The sequence below is a fragment of the Streptomyces purpurogeneiscleroticus genome (genome assembly GCF_020024005.1).
In the GTDB taxonomy this organism is placed as follows: domain Bacteria; phylum Actinomycetota; class Actinomycetes; order Streptomycetales; family Streptomycetaceae; genus Streptomyces; species Streptomyces purpurogeneiscleroticus.
Window position 1 is genome coordinate 1 of the sequence record NZ_NHSG01000173.1, and the last position, 21,505, is coordinate 21,505.

20 protein-coding genes are annotated in these 21,505 nt (G+C 71.2%); 11 read left to right on the forward strand and 9 right to left on the reverse strand.

Annotated elements, in window-relative coordinates; all coding sequences use genetic code 11:
* Positions 1-68 precede the first annotated feature (68 nt).
* Both CCS38_RS10425 and ffh read left to right on the forward strand, forming a co-directional pair.
* Positions 69-2,630: a [protein-PII] uridylyltransferase gene (locus CCS38_RS10425; RefSeq protein WP_223732960.1), complete on the forward strand. Its 2,562-nt coding sequence runs from the start codon at positions 69-71 to the stop codon at positions 2,628-2,630.
* 304 nt (positions 2,631-2,934) lie between these two features.
* Positions 2,935-4,494, forward strand: a complete 1,560-nt coding sequence (gene ffh, locus CCS38_RS10430; RefSeq protein WP_223732938.1) for a signal recognition particle protein — start codon at positions 2,935-2,937, stop codon at positions 4,492-4,494.
* Between the two features lie 105 nt (positions 4,495-4,599).
* Here ffh and CCS38_RS10435 read toward each other — a convergent pair whose 3' ends face one another.
* The 9 genes from CCS38_RS10435 to CCS38_RS10475 form a co-directional block, all read right to left on the reverse strand.
* Positions 4,600-5,937: a phosphopentomutase gene (locus tag CCS38_RS10435; protein ID WP_223732939.1), complete on the reverse strand. Its 1,338-nt coding sequence runs from the start codon at positions 5,935-5,937 to the stop codon at positions 4,600-4,602.
* Between the two features lie 93 nt (positions 5,938-6,030).
* Complete coding sequence (locus CCS38_RS10440; protein ID WP_223732940.1) at positions 6,031-7,440, reverse strand: alanine racemase; 1,410 nt, start codon at positions 7,438-7,440, stop codon at positions 6,031-6,033.
* 2 nt (positions 7,441-7,442) lie between these two features.
* The gene (locus CCS38_RS10445) at positions 7,443-8,627 is read right to left on the reverse strand and encodes an aminotransferase class V-fold PLP-dependent enzyme (protein ID WP_223732941.1); all 1,185 of its coding nucleotides are present in this window, start codon (positions 8,625-8,627) and stop codon (positions 7,443-7,445) included.
* 1 nt (position 8,628) lies between these two features.
* Positions 8,629-9,570, reverse strand: coding sequence for a phosphotriesterase family protein (locus CCS38_RS10450; protein WP_223732942.1), 942 nt, complete (start codon positions 9,568-9,570; stop codon positions 8,629-8,631).
* Between the two features lie 103 nt (positions 9,571-9,673).
* Entirely contained in the window at positions 9,674-11,041 is a 1,368-nt protein-coding gene (locus tag CCS38_RS10455; RefSeq protein ID WP_223732943.1) for a YhfT family protein, read from the reverse strand.
* Positions 11,042-11,068: 27 nt separating this feature from the next.
* Entirely contained in the window at positions 11,069-11,428 is a 360-nt protein-coding gene (locus CCS38_RS10460) for a DUF2620 domain-containing protein (RefSeq protein ID WP_223732944.1), read from the reverse strand.
* Positions 11,425-11,811 carry a PRD domain-containing protein gene (locus tag CCS38_RS10465; RefSeq protein WP_223732945.1) on the reverse strand — a complete coding sequence of 129 codons (387 nt, stop codon included), beginning with the start codon at positions 11,809-11,811 and terminating at the stop codon, positions 11,425-11,427. Before CCS38_RS10465 ends, CCS38_RS10460 begins: the two co-directional genes overlap by 4 nt.
* A gap of 257 nt (positions 11,812-12,068) precedes the next feature.
* The gene (gene yhfZ / locus CCS38_RS10470; protein ID WP_223732946.1) at positions 12,069-13,007 is read right to left on the reverse strand and encodes a GntR family transcriptional regulator YhfZ; all 939 of its coding nucleotides are present in this window, start codon (positions 13,005-13,007) and stop codon (positions 12,069-12,071) included.
* A 252-nt stretch (positions 13,008-13,259) separates the two neighbouring features.
* Positions 13,260-14,147 (reverse strand): class I SAM-dependent methyltransferase, encoded by an 888-nt coding sequence (locus CCS38_RS10475; protein ID WP_223732947.1) that lies wholly within the window; start codon positions 14,145-14,147, stop codon positions 13,260-13,262.
* Between the two features lie 601 nt (positions 14,148-14,748).
* Between CCS38_RS10475 and CCS38_RS10480 the strand changes: the two genes are divergently transcribed.
* The 9 genes from CCS38_RS10480 to lepB (CCS38_RS10520) all read left to right on the forward strand — a co-directional run bounded on the left by CCS38_RS10480 (position 14,749) and on the right by lepB (CCS38_RS10520) (position 21,414).
* On the forward strand, positions 14,749-15,336 hold the full coding sequence (locus tag CCS38_RS10480; RefSeq protein WP_223732948.1) for a hypothetical protein: 588 nt from the start codon (positions 14,749-14,751) through the stop codon (positions 15,334-15,336).
* A 261-nt stretch (positions 15,337-15,597) separates the two neighbouring features.
* On the forward strand, positions 15,598-16,041 hold the full coding sequence (gene rpsP, locus CCS38_RS10485) for a 30S ribosomal protein S16 (protein WP_223732949.1): 444 nt from the start codon (positions 15,598-15,600) through the stop codon (positions 16,039-16,041).
* Positions 16,042-16,043: 2 nt separating this feature from the next.
* Entirely contained in the window at positions 16,044-16,283 is a 240-nt protein-coding gene (locus tag CCS38_RS10490) for an RNA-binding protein (RefSeq protein WP_030267150.1), read from the forward strand.
* Between the two features lie 216 nt (positions 16,284-16,499).
* Positions 16,500-17,177, forward strand: coding sequence for a ribosome maturation factor RimM (rimM, locus tag CCS38_RS10495; RefSeq protein WP_223732950.1), 678 nt, complete (start codon positions 16,500-16,502; stop codon positions 17,175-17,177).
* A gap of 2 nt (positions 17,178-17,179) precedes the next feature.
* Positions 17,180-17,995, forward strand: a complete 816-nt coding sequence (gene trmD / locus CCS38_RS10500) for a tRNA (guanosine(37)-N1)-methyltransferase TrmD (protein WP_223732951.1) — start codon at positions 17,180-17,182, stop codon at positions 17,993-17,995.
* 150 nt (positions 17,996-18,145) lie between these two features.
* Positions 18,146-18,493 (forward strand): 50S ribosomal protein L19, encoded by a 348-nt coding sequence (gene rplS, locus CCS38_RS10505; RefSeq protein WP_030267158.1) that lies wholly within the window; start codon positions 18,146-18,148, stop codon positions 18,491-18,493.
* 48 nt (positions 18,494-18,541) lie between these two features.
* A complete protein-coding gene (gene lepB, locus CCS38_RS10510; protein ID WP_223732952.1) occupies positions 18,542-19,402 on the forward strand; it encodes a signal peptidase I in 861 nt (286 codons plus the stop codon).
* Positions 19,395-20,519, forward strand: coding sequence for a signal peptidase I (gene lepB / locus CCS38_RS10515; RefSeq protein WP_372457039.1), 1,125 nt, complete (start codon positions 19,395-19,397; stop codon positions 20,517-20,519). Before lepB (CCS38_RS10510) ends, lepB (CCS38_RS10515) begins: the two co-directional genes overlap by 8 nt.
* A gap of 79 nt (positions 20,520-20,598) precedes the next feature.
* Positions 20,599-21,414 (forward strand): signal peptidase I, encoded by an 816-nt coding sequence (gene lepB / locus CCS38_RS10520; RefSeq protein WP_372457040.1) that lies wholly within the window; start codon positions 20,599-20,601, stop codon positions 21,412-21,414.
* Positions 21,415-21,505 lie beyond the last annotated feature (91 nt).

A 21,505-nucleotide genomic window follows, 5' to 3' on the forward strand; every position in this document is an offset into this window, starting at 1 on the left:
CCGAGGGCCGAGGCGGCGGGGCGAAGGCCGAGGGGACCGCCGACGAGGAGGGCTACGCGGCCGCCCGGCTGCGACTGCTCCAGGACGCCGCCGTGACCGGCCCCGAACGCCGGACCTCTCTGGCCCGGCTCACCGACCAGTGGCTGGCCGGACTCTTCGAGCGCGCCGCAGCGCGCAGCGGCGTCAGCGGCGCCGCCCTGGTCGCCGTCGGCGGCTACGGCCGCGGCGAACTCTCCCCCCGCAGCGACCTCGACCTGCTCCTCCTCCACGACGGCAAGGCATCACCCCAAGAGGTCGCGGCCCTCGCCGACCACCTCTGGTATCCGCTGTGGGACCTCGGCCTGGACCTGGACCACTCCGTCCGCACGCTCACCGAAGCCCGCCGCACCGCCCGCGACGACCTCAAGGCCCAGCTCGGCCTGCTCGACGCCCGCCACCTCGCCGGCAGCCCCGACCTCACCACCGCCCTGCGCACCGCGAGCTTCGCCGACTGGCGCGAGGCCGCCCCCAAGCGCCTCCCGGAGCTCCACGCGCTCTGCCTGGACCGGGCCGACCGGCAGGGCGAGCTGCAGTATCTCCTCGAGCCCGACCTGAAGGAGGCCAGAGGCGGCCTGCGCGACGTCACCGCCCTGCGCGCGGTCGCCGCCTCCTGGCTCGCCGACGCCCCCCGGGCCGGCCTGGAGGACGCCCGCGGCTGCCTGCTGGACGTACGCGACGCTCTTCACCTGGTCACCGGCCGGGCCACCGACCGGCTCGCGCTCCAGGAGCAGGACCAGGTCGCGGCGGCCCTCGGCCTGCTCGACGCGGACACCCTGCTGCGCCAGGTGTACGAGTCGGCGCGCACGATCTCGTACGCCGGCGACGTCACCTGGCGTGAGGTCGGCCGTGTGCTGCGCGCCCGCTCCGTACGGCCCTCGCTGCGTGGGCTGATGAGCGGCAGGAGCGGGCGGGCGGCGGCCAAGGGCGAGCGTTCGCCGCTGGCCGAGGGCGTCGTGGAGCACGACGGCGAGGCCGTACTGGCCCGCACGGCCCGCCCCGAACGCGACGCCGTGCTGCCCCTGCGCGCCGCGGCCGCCGCCGCCCAGGCGGGCCTGTCGCTGTCCCCGCACGCCGTCCGCCGGCTGGCCACGGCACCGGCAGCGGGCGCGCACACCGTGCCCGTATGGGAGGCGCTGGAGGCCGAGGGGATCATCACGCGGCTGCTGCCGGACTGGGAGCGCGTGCGCTGCCGGCCGCAGCGCAATGCCGTGCACCGCTGGACCGTCGACCGGCACCTCGTCGAGACGGCCGTACGGGCCTCCGCCCTGACCCGCCGCGTCCACCGCCCCGACCTGCTCCTCATGGCGGCCCTCCTGCACGACATCGGCAAGGGCTGGCCCGGCGACCACTCGGTGTCCGGCGAGACCATCGCCCGCGACGTGGCCGCCCGGCTCGGCTTCGACGCCAAGGACACGGACGTCATCGCCACCCTCGTACGCCATCACCTCCTCCTCATCGACACCGCCACCCGCCGTGACCTGGACGACCCGGCCACGGTCGGCTCGGTCGCCCAGGTGGTCCGCTCGGCCGGCACGCTGGAGCTGCTGCACGCCCTCACGGAGGCCGACGCGCTGGCCACCGGGCCCGCGGCCTGGAGCCGCTGGCGCGAGGGGCTGGTCGCCGACCTGGTCCGACGGGTCGGCGGACTGCTGGCGGGCGAACCGGACGCGACCACGCCCACCCCGTGGGAGCCCACAGCGGAACAGGAACGCCTCGCCGTCGAGGCGTGGCGCACCGGCGAACCGGTACTCGCCCTGCACACCCGGGCCGAGCCGCCCATGGAGGCGCCGGAGCCACCGCCGAGCGGCACTGCACCCCGATCGGCCGGCGGTAACGCGCCGACCCGCACCCCGGGCGCCACAGGCCGCCCGGATCCGGTCGAGCACCCGGAATCCGCTGGGCCCCAGGACTCCGCCGGGCCGCAGGAACCGGTCGGCGTCGAACTCCTCATCGCCGTACCGGACCGCCCGGGCATCCTCCCCGCCACCGCCGGCGTACTCGCCGTGCACCGCCTCACCGTCCGCGCTGCCGACCTCCGCGTCATGCCCCTGCCGGAGGAGCTGTCCGGAACGGTCGACCAGGAAAGGGGCGGTGGGGCGGACCCGCGCTCCGAGGCCGGGCCCCGGTCCGCAACGGGCGCGGGCTCGGCGGCCGCCCGCCGCCCGCTGCTGCTCCTCAGCTGGCGGGTGGCGGCCGAGTACGGATCGCTGCCGCAGGCGGTCCGGCTGCGCGCCGATCTCGTACGGGCTCTGGACGGCACGCTCGACATCCCGGCCCGCCTTGCCGAGCGCGAACGCGCCTACGCACGGCGCTCGCGCCGGCTCCAGGCGCCGCCGCCCCGGGTGACGGTGGCGCCCGGCGGTTCCCGCTCCGCCACCGTCATCGAGGTACGGGCGCAGGACGCCCAGGGCCTGCTGTACCGGATCGGCCGCGCCCTGGAGGACGCGGGCGTCGCGGTCCGCAGCGCCCACGTCAGCACCCTCGGCGCCAACGCGGTGGACGCCTTCTACGTCACGGACCGGGACGGCTCCCCCCTTCCGCCCGACACCGCGACGGAAGTGGCCCAGGCTGTGGAGCGAGCCCTGAAGTGACCCACGGCACCGCCGCCACCACGCAGAACCACCGGACGCTTCCGGTACTCCCAGTACTCCCGGTGCTTCCGGTGCTTCCGGTACTCGGGGGACCTCGGGCATCGGTACCGGCACCGGCACTCCCGGCGTCCTCCGCGTCCCGGGCGCTTCCGGGCGGCCGGGAGGAGCGCCGTTCTGCGCCCGGCGCACGCGGTGAGCCCGTCCCTCTCCGTCTCTTCGGGTAGGCCCGGACGTTCTGTACCGTGGGGCGGATACTCTAGAAGCCGATTGACTCCACCCCCGACCCCGAGGATCGACGACCGCCGTGTTCGATACGCTTTCCGACCGCCTGGCGAGTACTTTCAAAAATCTCCGGGGCAAGGGGCGCCTCTCCGAGGCGGACATCGACGCCACCGCGCGCGAGATCCGGATCGCCCTGCTCGAAGCGGACGTCGCGCTGCCCGTCGTCCGGGCCTTCATCAAGCAGGTCAAGGAGCGCGCGCTCGGCTCCGAGGTCTCCCAGGCGCTGAACCCCGCCCAGCAGGTCATCAAGATCGTCAACGAGGAGCTCATCGGGATCCTCGGCGGCGAGACCCGTCGTCTCCGCTTCGCCAAGCAGCCGCCTACGGTCATCATGCTCGCCGGCCTCCAGGGCGCCGGTAAGACCACCCTGGCCGGCAAGCTGGGCCGCTGGCTCAAGGGGCAGGGCCACACCCCGATGCTGGTCGCCTGCGACCTCCAGCGCCCGAACGCCGTGAACCAGCTCTCCGTCGTCGCCGAGCGCGCCGACGTGGCGATCTTCGCCCCCGAGCCGGGCAACGGCGTCGGCGACCCGGTCAAGGTCGCCCAGGACTCCATCGAGTACGCCCGCGACAAGCAGCACGACGTCGTGATCGTCGACACCGCCGGCCGCCTGGGCATCGACCAGGAGCTGATGCAGCAGGCCGCGGACATCCGTGACGCGGTCAAGCCGGACGAGGTCCTCTTCGTCGTCGACGCCATGATCGGCCAGGACGCGGTCAACACCGCCGAGGCGTTCCGCGACGGCGTCGGCTTCGACGGCGTGGTGCTCTCCAAGCTCGACGGCGACGCCCGCGGTGGTGCCGCGCTCTCCATCGCGCACGTCACCGGCAAGCAGATCATGTTCGCCTCCAACGGCGAGAAGCTGGACGACTTCGACGCGTTCCACCCGGACCGCATGGCGTCCCGCATCCTGGGCATGGGCGACATGCTGTCGCTCATCGAGAAGGCCGAGCAGACCTTCAGCCAGGCCGAGGCCGAGAAGATGGCGGCCAAGCTGCAGAAGGGCCCGAAGGAGTTCACGCTCGACGACTTCCTGGCCCAGATGGAGCAGGTCCGCAAGATGGGCTCCATCTCCAAGCTGCTCGGCATGCTGCCCGGCATGGCGCAGATGAAGGACCAGATCAACAATCTGGACGAGCGGGACGTGGACCGCACCGCCGCGATCATCAAGTCGATGACTCCGGGCGAGCGCCAGGACCCGACCATCATCAACGGCTCGCGCCGCGCCCGTATCGCGCGCGGTTCCGGTGTCGACGTCAGTGCCGTGAAGAGCCTGGTCGAGCGCTTCTTCGACGCCCGCAAGATGATGTCGAAGATGGCCCAGGGCGGCGGCATGCCGGGGATGCCGGGCATGCCCGGGATGCCGGGGATGGGCGGCGGCGCCAAGAAGAAGAAGCAGCAGAAGAAGGCCAAGGGCAAGCAGCGCAGCGGCAACCCCATGAAGCGCAAGGCCGAGGAGGAGGCCGCAGCGGCCCGCCGTGAGGCGGCCCAGAACGGCAACCCGCTCGGTCTCCCGCAGGGCGGCCAGGACGCCCCGCAGAACTTCGAACTCCCCGAGGAGTTCAAGAAGTTCATGGGCTGACGCGCGACCCCTGGTCGCCTGCCGCCCCTACGGCCCCGCCCGGACCCCTCCGGCCGGGGCCGTACGCGTACGTGGGTTCCTGTACGTGTCCGGCTCCCGCCCCCGTCAGCGCGTGCAGCTCTCGGGGCCCGCGGCCTCCGTGGCACAGGCCGGGCGCGAGGCGTGTGCGGGCTCTGCGCCGCGTATAAGACACTCCAAAGGCAGTGGAGTGCCGCTGGCGAGGCCGGCCGGGCTCAGGCCCAGCGCGACGGCCGCGGTGGCGCCCACATCCGCCAGCGACGCGGCGTCCGGCAGCCGCTCGGTGGTCGCGGCGCCGGGACGGTGGATCAGCACCGGCACGAACTCCCTGGTGTGGAAGGCGTGCCCGATCGTCGGGTCGTTGCCATGATCACCGGTGACGATCAGGCGGTCGCCGGGCGCGGTGAGCAGCGGCAGCAGCGCCGCGATTCCCGCGTCCACACGCCGCAGTACGGCCGCGTACCGCTCCGGATCCTGCTCGTGCCCGGCCAGATCGGTCTCCTGCACATTGCTGACCACCAGTACCGGTCCTTCCGGCCACGCGCTCGTCCCCTCGCCCCGCCCGGCCGCGCGCACCGCGTCCAGCGTGTGCCCCAGTACTTCATCGGTGTCCACCGCCGGCCGGCGCACTGCCGCATCGCAGGCCAGGATGTCGGCCGCCTTGCCGACGAGCGTGACGGGCACGCCCGCCCGGGCGGCGGCCTCGGGCAACTGCCGGGTGTGGTCCAGCGGCGCGCCCAGATGCCGCACCTCCAGCCCGCCGTTGCGGTAGAAGCCACTGGCCGGGGTGTCCAGCCCGACCGTGCCGGCCTCCCCGTGCCGTACGAACCCGGGCAGCGGCCCGTCGGCGTGGCCGCCCACCGCGATCACCCGGGCGACCGGTGCGACCGACCTGACCACCCGCGCCACGGCCAGCACCTGTGCGAACGGCGCCTCACCCAGCCGCGCCGAGGCGTTCCAGTTGATACCCGGATCGGCCTCCAGGTTGTCGTGCACCAGCACCTGCCCGTCGACCATCAGCAGCGGCTTGCCGTCGAGGGGTTCCGTGCGGTGCCCGGCCGCCCGCAGTGCCGCGGTCACCTCCTGGAGGTGCTCGGCGAGCCGGGCCACCGTCACCCGGCTGAAGTCGGCGCCCATCATCGTCTGATGCCCGGCGTACGTGTCCGCGCCCGGGTAGCCCAGCGCCGCCCGGCCGGCCGCGACCGGCAGCGAGGGGCGCGGCGCGAGATCCGGATGCGGATGCACGGAGCCCAGCCCGAGCGCGCCGAGCGCGGGCAGCTCCAGGGGGCGGTCGGTCGTCGCACGGTGGTGGTCGAGGAGGTGGCCGAGGGTGTCGGCCCGCACGTCGCCGGGGCGCAGCGCACCGGCATCGGGCATCGCGCCGATGCCGAAGCCGTCGACGACGAGGATGACGATCTTGCTCATGGCGGTTCCTGGCGTCCGAGTCTGGTGGAGCACGTAGGGATTACGGAGGGAACGACGGGGGAGCGGGGCCGCCTGCCGGGCGGCGGTGGCCGGTCAGTGGGGCCTCCCGAACGGGTCGTAGAGGCCGCTGAGCTTCGGCGCACCCAAGGACAGCCCGGACACGACGGCCACGCTGCTGCGGGTGACGAAGATCTGGGTGCGGAAGGCCAGCACGGCGGTGTCACCCACCCGCGCGTCCCCGGGGGCGAGCAGCCGGTAGTAGTCGATGTTCGCGGCGGGGGCGTCCTCGACCCGCAGCCGAGCCCCGGTACGCGGGATCAGCGCCTCCCTGGCACCGCCCCGGGCGTAGAACCCGCCGCCGTACAACGCGGGCCGGCCGTCGGCGAGCGTATGGGCGACCTCGCTCACGTACACGTACGCCGGCTGCTCCGGCTGTGCGTGGTCCACCGCGTGCAGCGGCGTGGTGCCGGTGAGGGCGTGGCCCGGCTCCCCGTGCGTCGCGCCCAGCCGCGCCAGCAGCGGCAGGGTGGCCATCGATGTGGCGCTCGGCGCGCTCAGCTTGAGATCCGTGTAACCACGAGCGGCGAGCCGCTCCACGGCGGCACGCGCCAGCGCGAAGTTGGCCGTGGGCCGCGGCTCACCCGTATCCGGATCGCACAGCACACACGGGAACGCCGTGACACCGGCCACCCGGACCCCCGGCATCCGCTCGACCTCCGCGACGAACGCATCCAGCCCGTCGGGCCCCTCTGGGCCGCCGTCTGCACCGCTCGGGCCATCCGCACCTTCCGGGCCGTCCGTACCGTCCTGACCGGTTCGGTCGTCGACAGGACCGCCCGGACTGCCCGGACCGCTCTGACCCCTTGTCTGACCCCTTGCGGAACCGCATCGACCCTCCGCACCGTCCGGGGCACGGCTTTCGCCCAGGTCATCCGCACAGTCCGGGACGTCTGCACCGCTCCGGCCATCCGTACGTTCCGGGCCGTCGGCAGCCCGACCGAGCCGTACTCCCCCCTCCTGCCCCGGATACACCGCACCGGCCGTGCCCTCCAGGCGGATCAGTACGTCCTGGACGAATCCGAGCCGGGTGGCGGTCTCCGAGACGGCTCGGGCGTTCGCCAGGTCGTAGACGGTGACGGTCTCCGGACGCCAGGCGAGCATCTCGGGCAGCGCACGGGAAGGGATCTGGACGAGGTGGCCGAGGTTGCCGGCCTGTGCGCCCGCGGCGTGCAGGATGCGGGCCTCGGGCGGATCGATGGCCGCGAACCGCGGGATGTGCCGCGCGATGGCCTCGATCAGCTCCGGATTGCGGCCGATCTGCTTGACCACGAACCACAGCGACAGACCGAGCCGGTCCGCCTCCCGGGCCAGCAGCTCGGCATTGGACTCGATGGCGTCCAGGTCCATGACGTACGTGTCCGGCGGAATGGCCCCGGAGTCGTGCAACTCGGCCGCGAACGCGACCAGCTCCGGATTGCGGTGGAGGACGGCGTCGAGGAACACGGTCAGCCCCCTGTCTCACGAAGGTCGCGCAGCGCTCGGCGCAAGATGTCGAGCACGAGATCCGCGCCGGCGCGCATGGGATTGATCCGCACGGTCCACTCCGCGAGCTCCGGTGCGTCCTCCAGGGACGAGCTCGACATGCGGTAGAACAACGGGGCGATCTCATAACGCGAATTGGAGCCGACGGGATAGGGCGCAGCCCCGTACCGCGCGGCCACCGTGGGCAGTTCGCGAGCCACCGGCCGGTCCAGCCGCACCAGCAGACAGCGGTCCTGGGCATTGGCGATACGGACCTCGGCGACGCCCGGGACCTCACCCGCCGCCAGCCGTTCGGCCACCTCCGCGCCCACCGCCGATTGCAACGACCACATCACCGGTACGTGGGTGAGCGCGCGCAACGCGTCGAGCGCCTGGTGCCCCTGGACCTGACCGCCTCCGGAGTAGTTGTCCGCGTGCACCCGCGACACCAGGTCGGCCGAGCCCACCACGGCCCCGACACCCTCCGGACCGTGCAGCTTGAACAGTGAGAAGCAGGAGGCGTCGGCGCCCAGTTCGACCCCGCTCTCCGGGACGCGCATGACCGCGTAGTTGTCGTCGACGACCGTGCGCACCCCGGCCGCGCGGCACGCCACCAGCACCTCACCGGGATCGTAGGAGTCGGCCAGCCGCTGCCGGGTGTGCTGCACGTACGCCCAGGAGAACCGCCCGCTGTCCAGCGCCTCCACCAGCGCCGAACGGTTGTTGAAGTCCACCTCCGTCACCGCCACGCCCAGGCCGCGCAGGGTGACGGCAGTGGTGCGGTAGACCGGTGCGCGGTGGATGAGGATCGGATCACCCGCGCCGAGCACCGCGGAGAGCGCGGCGCGGATCGCACCGGTACCCGCTCCCTGGACGAGGGCGGCGTCCTCCGCCCCGAAGAAGTCGGCGAGCACGGCCTCCACTCGCGCGGTCGTATGCGGCCGGCCGAGCCCGGGGATGACTCCGGCGTCCGCCTCGAAGAGCTGCTCTCCCTCGAAGTGCCGAGCGACGCACTCCAGCAGTCGGTGCTGCCGCGCGACGGCGTCCGTCAGCGGCACGGTCGGCAAGGGGAAGGTCTTCGGCAAGGGAGAAGTTTTCGGCAACGAGGCCGCTCCGGAGTCGAGCCCGGCCCCCGGCCGCTGCCCGGCGGGCCGTTCCTGTGTGGGCATCTCAGGCCGCCTCCTCTGTGCGCGCTCCGGTGAGGAAGCGAATCGGATTGCGGCGGGTCATCAGTTCGATCAGGCCGTCGTCCACCCCTGCCGCCCGCAGCCGCGGCAGGAAGGACCGGAACAGATGGCCGTACCCCTGTCCGCCCTCGTCCCGCAGATAGCCGTGCCGGGAGATGTCGCCACTCAGCAGCACCCGGTCCGCATGCCCGGCCGCCACCAGCTCCAGCAGCAGCCGCAGCCGGACCGCGTCGCTCTGGTAACTCTCCTTGCCGACCGTGTCGAACGCGACGTACGCCCCCCGCTCCGCCAGCTCCTGGTGCACACCCGAGTCGTCCAGCAGGTCCTGATGGCCGATGCAGATCCGGTGGGGCGGCAGTCCCTCGGCGGTGAGCAGCGCCAGCTGCGCGGGGCCACCCCGGCCGAGCTGGGCGTGGGTGGCCACTGAGAGCCCGGTGGCCACGGCGGTCCGCGCGGCCGCCTTCAGCACACGGACCTCCGGCTCGCTGGGGCGGTCACCGTGGCTGCCGACCTCTCCGATGACGCCGGGGAGTATGCCCTCCGGACCGATGCCTTCGGTGATCTCCCGCACCAGCGTGCCGGTCAGCTCCTCGACGCCGGCGTCGCCGATCTCGGAAGGGTGGAACGGCTCGTAGTACCAGCCGGTGGCCGCGACGACCGGGACGCCGGAGTCCTTGGAGATCCGGGCCAGCGCCGCCACATCGCGGCCCATGCCCCGGCAGCTCAGCTCGATGACCAGCGACAGCCCGGACTCCTCGCGCAGCGCCGCGAGTTCGCCGGTGACCGCGTCGGTGTGCCGGCTGTCGAGCACCGCTGCCCGGTCGGTGCCCCGGCGCAGATCGAGCACCAGGTGCTCGTGTGCGAGCGCGGGGCCCCGTACGGCGGCGGGGGCGAGGGGGCCGGTGACGGTCCGGATGTCGTGCATGGTGCTGCCTTGCTTTCTTCCTGCCGGAGGGCCGGTCCTGGTGGGAGGTCGGTGGCTCGCCCCGTTCCCGTACGCCGCCGGTCGGGCCTGCGTACGGACCGCGTCAGCCCTTGACGGGGGTGAACAGGTCCAGCCAGTACAGGAGGTTGAGAATGACGCCGCCGACGAGCACGGCGGCGGGTGCCGCGGCCATGCGGACCACGACCCGGCCCATCGCCTCGTTCAGCAGGTAGAGGCCGCCGACGATGAGGATGCCGAGGCCGCCGCCCATGGCGTTGGCCGCCATCAGGGAGCCGAAGAGGATGGCCAGCTGCAGCGAGTCGCTGATCGCGCCGCGCAGGTGCTCGGAGGAGTCCCGCACCGAGGGCAGCCGCCCGAGTATCCGGCCGATCCACGAGAGCGCCAGTACTTCGACAGCGAAGACCAGGGCTCCGCATATCAGTGCCAGCCACGGGTTCGGCAGGAGATAGCCGATCGGGTAGACCAGCGTGAAGCCGGCGATGCCGTAGGCGCCCGAGGCCAGCGCCGTGGTGGCGATCAGCGGGACGAAGCCGAAGACGCGATAGAAGTCCACCTGGGCCGCGCCGCTGTAGTCGCCCTTGGCGATCAGGAAGCTGGTCGCCTCACCACCGCCGAAGACGTGCATCTGGGCCAGCAGGCAGACCCCGGCACCCAGCACCATGAACAGCGGCAGATGCTTGCGCAGCCGGGTCGCGCTCGCACTGAACAACGAGGCCATCGGGTCGTCCTCGCCCGATGCATCTGCCGCCGGGCCGCCGGCTCTTCCGGCCTGCTCGGCCCGCTCCGCCCTGCGTTGCCGCAGATCCTTGGCCACGGCGAACGCGATGAGCATCAGCACGCCCACCGCCATGGCGACGGCTCCGGGGAAGACGCCCGGCCACAGCTTCATCGTGGCGACGACCAACACCAGCTCGATCACGCCCGCGATACCGCCGCGCAGCTTGCCGAACTGCTTGCTGATCGCCAGTACCGGAAAGAGCGTGAAGAGGAAGAGGATCGGCGTCGACATCTGCTGCATGGCGGTGAGGAAGTCGACCGGCAGGTCGTGCGCCAGGCTGTTGGCGCCGTTCAGTCCGAAGACGACGACGGTGCCCCAGGCGGCCCCGAGGATCGGCGCCAGCCACTTCTTCGGTGAGAGGAGGCCGAGGATGTCGGTGGGCAGGAAGAGCAGCCAGGGGTTCAGTACCCCCGTGGACAGCGCCATCGGCGCGCCCAGTCCGAAGATGAAGCCCGCGGAGAGCCCGAAGGACACGGCCGTGGTGGCGCTGCGGGTCGTGCGCCCCTGGATGAAGTCCAGCATGAAGGGGCGTACGCCGTCATTGAAGACGGCCAGGGCCAGGTGCGAGATGAAGGCTGTCAGGGCGCAGAGGGCAATGACGGTCAGCTGCTGTGTCACCGACAGGCTGAGATCTGTGGTGCCGGCGGCTGCGGTGGCGATGTTCCCACTCACGGCTCACTCCTCGATGCCTTGACCGGGTCAGGCGTTGTGGGCCGCGATGGCGCGGGCGAGGACGGGGGTGACAGCGTCGATCTTGTCCATGCCGAAGCCGAAGACCTTCTTGCCGTCGCCGATGAGGGCGCCCACCTCGTCCTCGGTGGGGACGGAGCGGCCGAAGGTGTGGCAGGCGGCGCTGCCCATGAGGCCCAGCAGGACACCGAGCGAGGCGCCGGCGCCGGTGTGGCAGGTGCCCAGGTAGTAATCGGCCTGTCCGGCGCGGAGCTTCATGGCCGCGTCCATGTCGCTGGAGACCTCGACGTCGAGGCCGTCCAGGGCCAACTTCTTCACTGTCTCGGCGACCTCGAGCTTGCCGACGCCGCCGGTGAGGAGCTTCGTCATGGCACATCCCTTCTGAGTGCGTTCTTGCGGAGCACGGCGAGGTGCATCGCCAGGAAATTGACCTCGGAGTCGGGCAGCGCGGCGCCCAGTTCCTTCTTGGCGCGCAGGGATATGGCGTGGGCCCGCTCGACGGCCCGGGGATGGTCGGCGAGCTCCGCCGCCACGTCCTCGTCGGTGCGGAACTGCTCGATGGACTCGCCGTTCAGCAGCCGGGTGAGGGCCATCACGAGATGACTGGTCAGCATGCCGGCGGTGTCCTCGGTGACGGGATGGCCTTCGGCCGCCAGGGCGGTCAGCTCCTCCTCGACGAAGTACGTCACCTGCGGCGGCGCCTGTCCGCCGTCCCGGAAGAGCTGGAGGCGGAGGGCGAGTCGGGCCTCCATGAGTCGTCCTTTCCTCGCGATGTCTGCGGTGTGACTGGTATCGACAGTAACCAGGATTCTGGATATTGACGAGAGTCGCGGGCACTCTTTTTCGAATGAGTGAAGGTGTGTTCTGCGGTTGACGCTCGGTTCGAGCAGGGCAGGCGAAGCCGGTGATCGCCAATCGCCCGAACCGGTTATGGGCAAGTTCGGTGATCAGTTTCCCGGCGAGCGGAGCGGCTGCGTCGAAGTTTCTCCGGGCGCCGCCGATCCCAGGGTCAGTACGAGGGCATGCGCTCGCCGCGCAGTACCTCGCTCTGCAGATCGGTGACGACGGACAGGTCCAATCCGTCTCGTACCGCGCTCAGGGCAGCGGCGCCCTGCGCCCGTCCTATGAGCGCGGCGCTGGAGTTGCGCAGAGACAGATCGCGGGTGATGTCGTCGCCCAGCGGCAGTATGTCGACGTCCGGCCCGAGGTGGTCCTGGACCTCGTCGAGATTCCATACTGTGGCGTCCACCTCGCCACGGGCGAACAGGTCCCGCAGTTGCATGTACGACGCCTCCACCCACTGGATGTCGTCGCGTCCTGCGAATGCTCGGCCGGCCAGCATCCGCAGGTCCTCGGACGCGGAGTCGATGGCCACCCGGAGCCCCGGTGTTTCCGGATCCACGCCGTGCCGCAGCAGTAGGCCGTGTGCGCCGACGTAGGTGGCCGGGCCGAGGTCGGCGACGAGCTCCAACGGGAGCTCGTCGAGGAACCGGTCGGCGGCGAAGCGGGAGAGCACGACGAGGTCGACCTTGCTCTCCAGCAGGGCCTCGACGCGGGTGGCGGCGCCCCGCATGAACGTGATCGCGAACGGGGCGCCGGCGCCCTCGAAGGCCGTGCGCAGGCCGGTGGCCAGCCCTTCGTACCGCCGCGAATAGGGGAGGGGCATGGCGGCGAGCAGCGTGCCGAGCCCCGACAGGCGCCACAGTATGGTCCGGTCGGCCCGTACGAGGAAGGTGCCGAGGTGGCCGCGGGCGACCGTCTCGATCGCACCGGCCTCCTCCAGCAGCTGAAGGGCGGCCTGGACCGTGCCGTTGCCCACGCCGAGCTCCTCGGCGAAGTCGCGGACGCGCGGGAGGCGGGTGTCCTCGGCATGATTGAGCAACAGGGCCGCGAGCTGCCGGGCGGCCAGTCCGTTGCGGGTGAGGAACCGCTCGTCCACGCTGTTCATGCAAATGACAATAACCAGGATTCTGGATTTTGCCAAGAGAGTTTCACGAACGAGCGGGTGCGCGAGACGCGAAGCGGACAGGTGGCAGGCACACGCGGACGTACAGAACTCAGCGAGCGCGGACGTCATCGCCGGCACTCGTGCCGGCTCGACTTGCCGTTGCCGGGCCATGATGCCCGCGCGCATGACGTCCGCGTCCGCTTCCCGCGACTGCGGAGGTGCCCGAAGGCTGTGGACGGAAGCTGAGCGTGCTCAGCGGGTCCGGGCGATCAGGTAACGGAAGACGTTCGGCATCCAGACCGTGCCGTCCGCGCGCTGGTACGGATGCAGCGCCTCCGACAGCTCCTTCTCCACCTGTGCCGGATCGGCGACCTGCAGCGCCGCGTCGAACAGACCCGTCGACAGCAGCCCGCGCATCGCACTCGGAAGATCGGCGTACCCGAACGGGCAGGCCACCCGGCCCGAACCGTCCGGCCGCAGCCCCGCACGCTCCGCCAGCTCCTCCAGGTCGTCCCGGCTGCTGGGCCGCCAGCCGGCCGCCGTGGGCGACATCGTCCGGTCGAGCGGGAGGGACGGGTCCGCGAGCCGCTGCGCCACTCGGAGTACACCTGCCGTGGCGCATCGCTCGACCGGGCCCCAGCCGCCCAGTACCACCGGGCTGCCACGCTCGGCGAGCGTCGTCGCCGTCTGCAAGGAGGACGCCAGTCCCTCGACGGTGCTGACACAGCCCACCGGGTGGAACGCCGTCACCAGATTGAAGTGCCGTTGTGGAGAATCCATGCACTCCGGTCCACCGTGCGCCAGGCACGCGGTCGACTCCCCCGCTTCGGGGCCCTCCTCCGGCGCCAGCCGCTCCCGGGCCAGCCGCAGCCGCGGCTCGTCCATGTCCACTCCGCTGACCTGCGCGCCACGGGCCGCGGCCATCAGCAGGGCGAGGCCGGAACCACAACCCAGTGCCAGCAGTCGGGTGTGCGGGCCGACATCCAGCCGTTGGTACACGGCCTCATACAGCGGCACCAGCATCCGTTCCTGGATTTCGGCCCAGTCGCGAGCGCGCGCCCCCGAACCGGAGCCGTCCGGTGCAGGGTGACCGGAAGGGCCGGAACGCTGGAGGCCGTGCTGTACGAGCGTGGGTGTCATGGAAAGCGCCCCTATCCGCCGAGAGCCCGAGCTTGAGGAAAATGGTCTTCCGCCCCCGATTTGTTGCGCTGTGCCCCCCGGTCCAGACAACCCCCCATCCATCCCAGAGTCCAGGGGTTGCGCCCGGTTGTCTACCGCGCGCCCCCGTTTGCGCCGTCCGGGCGCCGGCCGGCCGTCGGCGGACCCGGAGGCGGCGCTGTCCGGCGCCCTTCACAGGCTTCGAGGCGCCCCTCACCCGAGTGGCGTACGGCGCTTCGCGCCCCCTTGTCGTAGGGCGTCCGCAACACGTGGACGGGGTGGCTTCGGGCGGTCCCGGCCTCGCCGGTACGATCACCATGATCGCGTGGTCGGCTCTGAGCCCACGCCGTCCCTTCGGGGCCCGCGGGGCACGATGTACACAGGTGCTGCGCAGCGTCCGCCCTTCCGGTGCACCGGACGTACGCGCCGATACATACCGGCTCGGCACCCGGTGCGCGTCTCGTCCAGAGAAAGACGCACCCGCCCTCCACGGGCCGCATGAGCCGAAACTGACTGGTACGTGCAAATTATTTGGGATGCCCCGGAATCGGAACACTGAGCGGTACCGGCTCGTTGTCACGACGTGAGCACGACACCTGTTCTCGCCGCCGAGCTGGCGCTCGCTTGGGCCGACATTCAACGGCACCATCCCGAGCTGCCGGATTTGGCCGCGCCCGAATCCCTGATCGGAGAGTCCTCGTCCGCCTGTGGCGCCGAGCTCTCCTTCGAACGGCTGCTTCATGAGGCAGTTCACGGCATCGCCGCGTCCCGCGGCGTCCGCGACACCTCACGCGCCGGTCGCTACCACAACCGCCGATTCCTGGCGATCGCCGAGGAGCTGGGTCTGGACCACGCCGACGAGCCGCACCCCAGCAGCGGCTTCTCCCTGGTCACGCTCAACCCCGAAGCCAGAAGGCGGTACCGCCCCACCATCGAGCGGCTCGGCAGAGCACTCAAGGCGCACACCGCCGCCACCGCGACCGACAGCAGCCGCAGCTTCCGCGGCCCGGCCGCGCGGCACGGTTCCTCCGGTGGCGGCGTGCGGGTCAAGGCCGTCTGCGACTGCGGGCGCAACGTCCGGGTCGTCCCCTCCGTGCTCGCCCAGGCCCCCATCATGTGCGGCGGCTGCGGCAAGCCGTTCCGCATCCCCGAGGTGGCCGCGGTCGGCTGACCGGAGCGCCGGGCCGGCCGCCCGTCCGGTCGCGGCCGGCCTACGCCGGGCGGCGGGAGGCGGCCGGCCCGTCCTGGTCAGCGGTCGGATGCCCGCGGTCGGCCGCCCCGTGCTCGTATGGCACAATGGCTAGCTGTACTCGACAGTCGCATAGGACCCCTCTCTCCTCCGGCTGACGCGTCCATCGGGCACTCGGGTACCGCAACCCCACGTGGCATCTCGTTGTGCCCAACCACGTCAACACCAGGAGACACCACTCCCGTGGCAGTCAAGATCAAGCTGAAGCGTCTGGGCAAGATCCGTTCGCCTCACTACCGCATCGTCGTTGCCGACTCCCGTACCCGCCGTGACGGCCGGGCCATCGAGGAGATCGGCCTGTACCACCCGGTGCAGAACCCCTCGCGCATCGAGGTCGACTCCGAGCGTGTCCAGTACTGGCTGAGTGTCGGCGCGCAGCCGACCGAGCCCGTCGCGGCCATCCTCAAGGTCACCGGTGACTGGCAGAAGTTCAAGGGTCTGCCCGCCCCGGCCCCGATGAAGGTTGCCGAGCCCAAGGCCGACAAGCGCGCCCTCTTCGAGGCCGCCGCCAAGGACGCCGGTGACGAGCCGAAGGGTGAGGCCATCACCCCCAAGGCCAAGAAGGCTGACAAGAAGGCGGACGAGGCCGAGGCCGAGACGGCCAAGTCCGAGTCGACCGAGGCCTGAGCATGCTCGAGGAGGCTCTTGAGCACCTCGTCAAAGGCATCGTCGACAATCCCGACGACGTGCAGGTAGCCTCGCGCAACCTGCGTCGCGGACGCGTCCTGGAGGTCCGGGTGCACCCGGACGACCTCGGCAAGGTGATCGGCCGTAACGGTCGCACCGCGCGCGCTCTGCGTACTGTTGTGGGTGCCCTCGGCGGCCGCGGCATCCGCGTCGACCTCGTCGACGTGGACCAGGTCCGCTGAGCATCGGAACACCGGCACGGGCCGGGGAGGGCTCCAAGCCTTCCCCGGCCCGTGTTGTTCGTCTGTGACGATGGGGCCAGGCGATGCGGTTCGGGCGGCGAACTCCGGACCGTAACCACACGGGCCACTTAAGGCCCAACCATCAATTGAGAAACCACAACGGCGAGCAACCCCGTCCGCGAAAGCGGCGGCGGTTCAGCCGCAAAGAGGTGCACTGTGCAGTTGGTTGTCGCGCGGATCGGACGCGCCCATGGGATCAAGGGCGAGGTCACGGTGGAGGTGCGCACGGACGAGCCGGAGCTGCGGCTTGCCCCGGGCGCGGTCCTGACCACCGACCCGGCGTCCACCGGCCCGCTGACCATCGAGACCGGTCGTGTGCACAGCGGTCGTCTGCTGCTGCGCTTCGAGGGCGTGAAGGACCGTACGGCCGCCGAAGCGCTCCGTAACACCCTGCTGATCGCCGAGGTCGACCCCGAGGAACTTCCCGAGGACCCCGAGGAGTTCTACGACCACCAGCTCATCGACCTCGACGTGGTGACCGAGGACGGCGTCGAGGTCGGCCGCATCATCGAGATCTCCCACCTGCCGTACCACGACCTGCTGATCGTCGAGCGCGCCGACGGCAGCCAGGTCATGATCCCGTTTGTCGCCGAGATCGTGCCGGAGATCGACCTCGAGGAGCAGCGAGCGGTCATCACCCCGCCGCCGGGGCTGCTCGACGATGCCCAGGCGGAGGTCGCCTCCAGCCGGGACGCGGAGGCCGACGCGGACTCCCCGAGCACGCCCGAAAACGGCCCGGCGCCCGAAGGCGGCGAGGTGCCCGAAGGCGGCGAGGTGCCCGAAGGCGGCGAGGCCCCCGAGGGTGGTCGGACAGCGCGCGGTGAGGACGCCTGATCATGCGTCTCGACGTCGTCACGATCTTCCCCGAGTACCTCGAACCGCTGAACGTCTCGCTGGTCGGCAAGGCGCGCGCCCGGGGGCAGCTGGACGTCCGCATCCACGACCTGCGTGAGTTCACCCACGACAAGCACAACACCGTGGACGACACCCCGTACGGCGGCGGCCCCGGCATGGTCATGAAGCCCGAGCCGTGGGGCGAGGCGCTGGACTCGGTCATCGAGTCGGGCGAGGGGGAGGAGCAGCCGGTGATCGTCGTTCCGACGCCCAGCGGCCGGCCCTTCACCCAGGAGCTCGCCGTCGAGCTCTCCGAGAAGCCGTGGCTGGTCTTCACCCCGGCCCGCTACGAAGGCATCGACCGCCGCGTCATCGAGGAGTACGGCGACCGGCTGGACGTCCGTGAGGTCTCCATCGGCGACTACGTACTGGCCGGCGGCGAGGCGCCCGTCCTGGTCATGGTCGAGGCCATCGCCCGCCTCCTCCCCGGAGTGCTCGGCAACGCCGCGTCCCATCAGGACGACTCCTTCGCCCCCGGGGCGATGGCCGACCTCCTGGAGGGGCCGGTCTACACCAAGCCCCCGGAGTGGCGTGGCCGTGGCATCCCCGAGGTGCTGCTCAGCGGCCACCACGGCAAGATCGCCCGCTGGCGCCGCGACGAGGCATTCCGCCGTACGGACCGGAACCGCCCGGACCTGATCGAACGCGCCGACCCCGCCGCCTTCGACAAGAAGGACCGCGAAACCCTCTCCATCCTGGGGTGGGCCCCGGGGCCGGACGGGCGATTTGGGCGGACGACCGACGCCGTGGAAGAATAGGCCGCTGCTGTGCGTCCGGCGCGCGCCCCTGCCACAGGGGGAACGACGCCCGCCCGACGGACCGGCACCCGGACTCCTCGTCCGGACTTCCGAACCATCATCACGAATTCCGCTGATGACCTGTGGCATCAGCGAAGAAAGCAGTAGGTCATGCACCTTCTCGACTCCGTCGACGCCGGGTCGCTGCGCAGCGACGTCCCCGCCTTCCGCCCGGGTGACACCGTCAACGTCCACGTCCGCGTCATCGAGGGCAACCGCTCCCGTGTGCAGCAGTTCAAGGGCGTCGTCATCCGCCGTCAGGGCGCCGGCGTGCGCGAGACCTTCACGGTCCGCAAGGTCAGCTTCTCCGTCGGCGTCGAGCGCACCTTCCCGGTGCACACCCCGATCGTCGAGAAGATCGAGGTCGTGACCCGCGGTGACGTCCGTCGCGCCAAGCTGTACTACCTCCGTGAGCTGCGCGGCAAGGCCGCCAAGATCAAGGAGAAGCGCGAGAGCTGAGCAGCCGTACGGTGTCCTTAACCCCGGGCCGGATAGGCTCTGGGCTCGATGGACACCGACGCACAGCCTTCGACGCTCCCGGAGCGCGACTCCTCTCCAGCCCCTGACCAAGGGGCGGAGCAGGGGTCGCGCTTCGGGTGTTTTTCTTGGCGGCGGGAGCGGTCCGCGAGCGGCTCCCGCGAGGGGGCGGCGGCGGAGTCCGGCGAGAGCCGCGAGGAAGGCTGTGAGGAGGCCGCTGCGCGCCCGCTGCTGCGTCGGGGCCCGGTTCTGCTGGTGCTGGCCTGTCTGGCGTTCGTGGGGCTGCTCAGCGCCTTCGTCGTCCAGCCCTTCCTGATCCCCAGCTCGTCGATGGAGAACACGCTCCAGATCGGCGACCGGGTACTGGTGAACAAGCTGGCGTACCGGTTCGGCGGCGAACCGCGCCGGGGGGACGCCGTGGTGTTCGACGGCACCGGGTCGTTCGTGCAGGAGGCGCCGGCCGGGAACCCGGTGACGGAGCTGCTGCGCGGGGCCGGAGCCGCGGTGGGTCTGGCGCCGGCCGCGGAGACGGACTACATCAAGCGCGTGATCGGCGTCGGCGGGGACCGGGTGACCTGCTGCGACAAACGGGGACGGATCAAGGTGAACGGCGAACCGGTGGACGAGCCTTATCTCCACCCCGGAGACAGCCCGTCGGACGTGCCCTTCGACGTGGTCGTGCCCGAGGGGAAGCTGTGGGTCATGGGGGACCACCGCGCCAGGTCGAGCGACTCCCGCGACCACCTGGGCGACCCCGGTGGCGGCACCGTACCGCTGGACAAGGTGATCGGCCGCGCGGACTGGATCGGCTGGCCGGTCGGCCGCTGGACCTCCCTGGAGCGGCCCCACGCGTTCAACGGCATACCGGCTGCGGCAGGGCCCCATGGGTAACAGGGGGCGCCCGCGCCACGGGCACCACCGCACAGGCGCACCACCGGAAGGCCACGGTACGAAGACGCGCCGCTCCGTACCGGATGCCGCGCACGGCACCCGTATGCCCGGCGCCGACCCCTATGGCGCGGACCTCGGAGCGGGCGGCACCGCGACCCGTACGACCACGCCGGCGACCGGCGGACGGGCCGACAGGCGACGCCAGGCCAAGCGCATCAAGAGGCGCAGGCAGCGTTCGTACCTGAAGGAGATACCGATCCTGATCGGGGTGGCGCTGGCGATCGCCCTGGTCCTGAAGACGTTCCTCGTACAGGCATTCGTGATCCCGTCGGGCTCCATGGAGCAGACGATCCAGATCGGCGACCGGGTACTCGTCGACAAGCTGACCCCGTGGTTCGGCGCCGAGCCGCAACGGGGGGACGTGGTCGTCTTCAAGGACCCGAACCGCTGGCTCGCGGGGGAGCGCACCACCGTGGCCGACGACCCGGTGGGCGTCAAGCAGGTCAAGGAAGTCCTCACCTTCATCGGGCTGCTGCCGTCGGCGGACGAGCAGGACCTGATCAAGCGGGTTGTCGCCGTCGGCGGCGACACCGTCAAGTGCTGCGACAAGAGCGGCCGGGTCACCGTCAACGGGACGCCGTTGAACGAGCCGTACGTCCACCCGGGCAATCCGCCCTCGCGGTTGAAGTTCGAGGTCAACGTGCCGACCGGGCGGCTCTTCGTCATGGGGGACCACCGGTCCAACTCCGCCGACTCCCGGTACCACCTGGACGAGCCGTACCGGGGGACGGTCGCGATGAGCAGTGTCGTGGGGCGCGCAGTGGTGATCGCCTGGCCGTTCAAGCACTGGCAGCGCCTGGAGGAGCCCGATACGTACGCCTCTGTGCGCGACGCGCCGGGTGCACCGGCGACGGCGGCTGCGGCGCCGCATACTGTGTCACTCGAAGGTTTGACCGTTCTCCCGACCCCTGCGGAACTCCCGCTCGTTATGGGAGTGGTGGGCCTGCACCGTTTGACGAGCAGGCGGCGGCTTGGAGTAAGGAGTGAATGTGGGGGACGTGGCGGTCGGCGCACGGTCCGGTACCGAAGAGCCCGAAGAACCAGAGGGGCGCGATAGGTCCCCCGTAGCGGACGTGGTGCATCAGGAGCAGCAGCCGCAGGACGCGCGACAGGAGAGAGAAGAGGAGAACGGCGGCGTGACGAAGGACAAGAAGCCGCCGCGTTCCTTCTGGAAGGAGCTGCCGCTCCTGATCCTCATCGCCCTGGCCCTGGCGCTGGTCATCAAGACCTTCCTGGTGCAGGCGTTCTCGATCCCTTCCGACTCGATGCAGAACACCCTGCAGCGCGGCGACCGGGTGCTGGTGGACAAGCTGACCCCGTGGTTCGGCGCGAAGCCGGAGCGCGGCGAGGTCGTCGTGTTCCACGACCCGGGCGGCTGGCTCAATGAAGTGCCCACCCCGACGCCGAATCCTGTGCAGAAGGTCCTCAGCTGGATCGGCCTGATGCCGTCCGCGGAGGAGAAGGACCTGATCAAGCGCGTCATCGCGGTCGGTGGCGACACGGTCGAGTGCAAGGGCACCGGACCGGTGAAGGTCAACGGCAGGGCGCTCCAGGAGGACGCGTACCTCTTCGCGGGGAACACCCCGTGCGGTGACAAGCCCTTCGGCCCGATCAAGGTGCCCGAGGGGCGGCTCTGGGTGATGGGCGACCACCGCCAGGACTCCCTGGACTCGCGCTACCACCAGGACCTGAAGGGCAACGGCACGGTCTCGGAGGACGAGGTCGTGGGCCGCGCGTTCACGATCGCCTGGCCGATCAACCGGTGGTCGCTGCTGCCGGTGCCGGACACCTTCGAGCAGCCGGGGCTGAGCCAGGCGATGGCTGCGGCGCCGGCGGCGCTGGGCGTGGCCGGCGCGGTGCCGATCGTGCTGTGGCGGCGCCGGCGGGTGCTGGCCGAGCTGCCCACCAATGTGGCGGTGGGAGCGACCGGCAAGGAGCCGCGCGACCGCTGACCGCACCGCCCGTAGGTGAGGGATCTGTGTGCGTCCGGCGGGCGTGTCGTCGATGCGCCGCGTACGTCGGGAAACGGCGCCCGAAGGCTCT

What these genes read in the sequence shown, in the direction of transcription:
- lepB (WP_372457039.1), top strand. Translation starts at nt 19,395, where the DNA reads ATGGGTAACAGGGGGCGCCCGCGCCACGGGCACCACCGCACAGGCGCA.
- CCS38_RS10435 (WP_223732939.1), bottom strand. Translation starts at nt 5,937, where the DNA reads ATGAGCAAGATCGTCATCCTCGTCGTCGACGGCTTCGGCATCGGCGCG.
- yhfZ (WP_223732946.1), bottom strand. Translation starts at nt 13,007, where the DNA reads ATGAACAGCGTGGACGAGCGGTTCCTCACCCGCAACGGACTGGCCGCC.
- CCS38_RS10445 (WP_223732941.1), bottom strand. Translation starts at nt 8,627, where the DNA reads ATGCCCACACAGGAACGGCCCGCCGGGCAGCGGCCGGGGGCCGGGCTC.
- CCS38_RS10450 (WP_223732942.1), bottom strand. Translation starts at nt 9,570, where the DNA reads ATGCACGACATCCGGACCGTCACCGGCCCCCTCGCCCCCGCCGCCGTA.
- CCS38_RS10475 (WP_223732947.1), bottom strand. Translation starts at nt 14,147, where the DNA reads ATGACACCCACGCTCGTACAGCACGGCCTCCAGCGTTCCGGCCCTTCC.
- rplS (WP_030267158.1), top strand. Translation starts at nt 18,146, where the DNA reads ATGCACCTTCTCGACTCCGTCGACGCCGGGTCGCTGCGCAGCGACGTC.
- CCS38_RS10460 (WP_223732944.1), bottom strand. Translation starts at nt 11,428, where the DNA reads ATGACGAAGCTCCTCACCGGCGGCGTCGGCAAGCTCGAGGTCGCCGAG.
- trmD (WP_223732951.1), top strand. Translation starts at nt 17,180, where the DNA reads ATGCGTCTCGACGTCGTCACGATCTTCCCCGAGTACCTCGAACCGCTG.
- lepB (WP_223732952.1), top strand. Translation starts at nt 18,542, where the DNA reads ATGGACACCGACGCACAGCCTTCGACGCTCCCGGAGCGCGACTCCTCT.
- CCS38_RS10465 (WP_223732945.1), bottom strand. Translation starts at nt 11,811, where the DNA reads ATGGAGGCCCGACTCGCCCTCCGCCTCCAGCTCTTCCGGGACGGCGGA.
- CCS38_RS10490 (WP_030267150.1), top strand. Translation starts at nt 16,044, where the DNA reads ATGCTCGAGGAGGCTCTTGAGCACCTCGTCAAAGGCATCGTCGACAAT.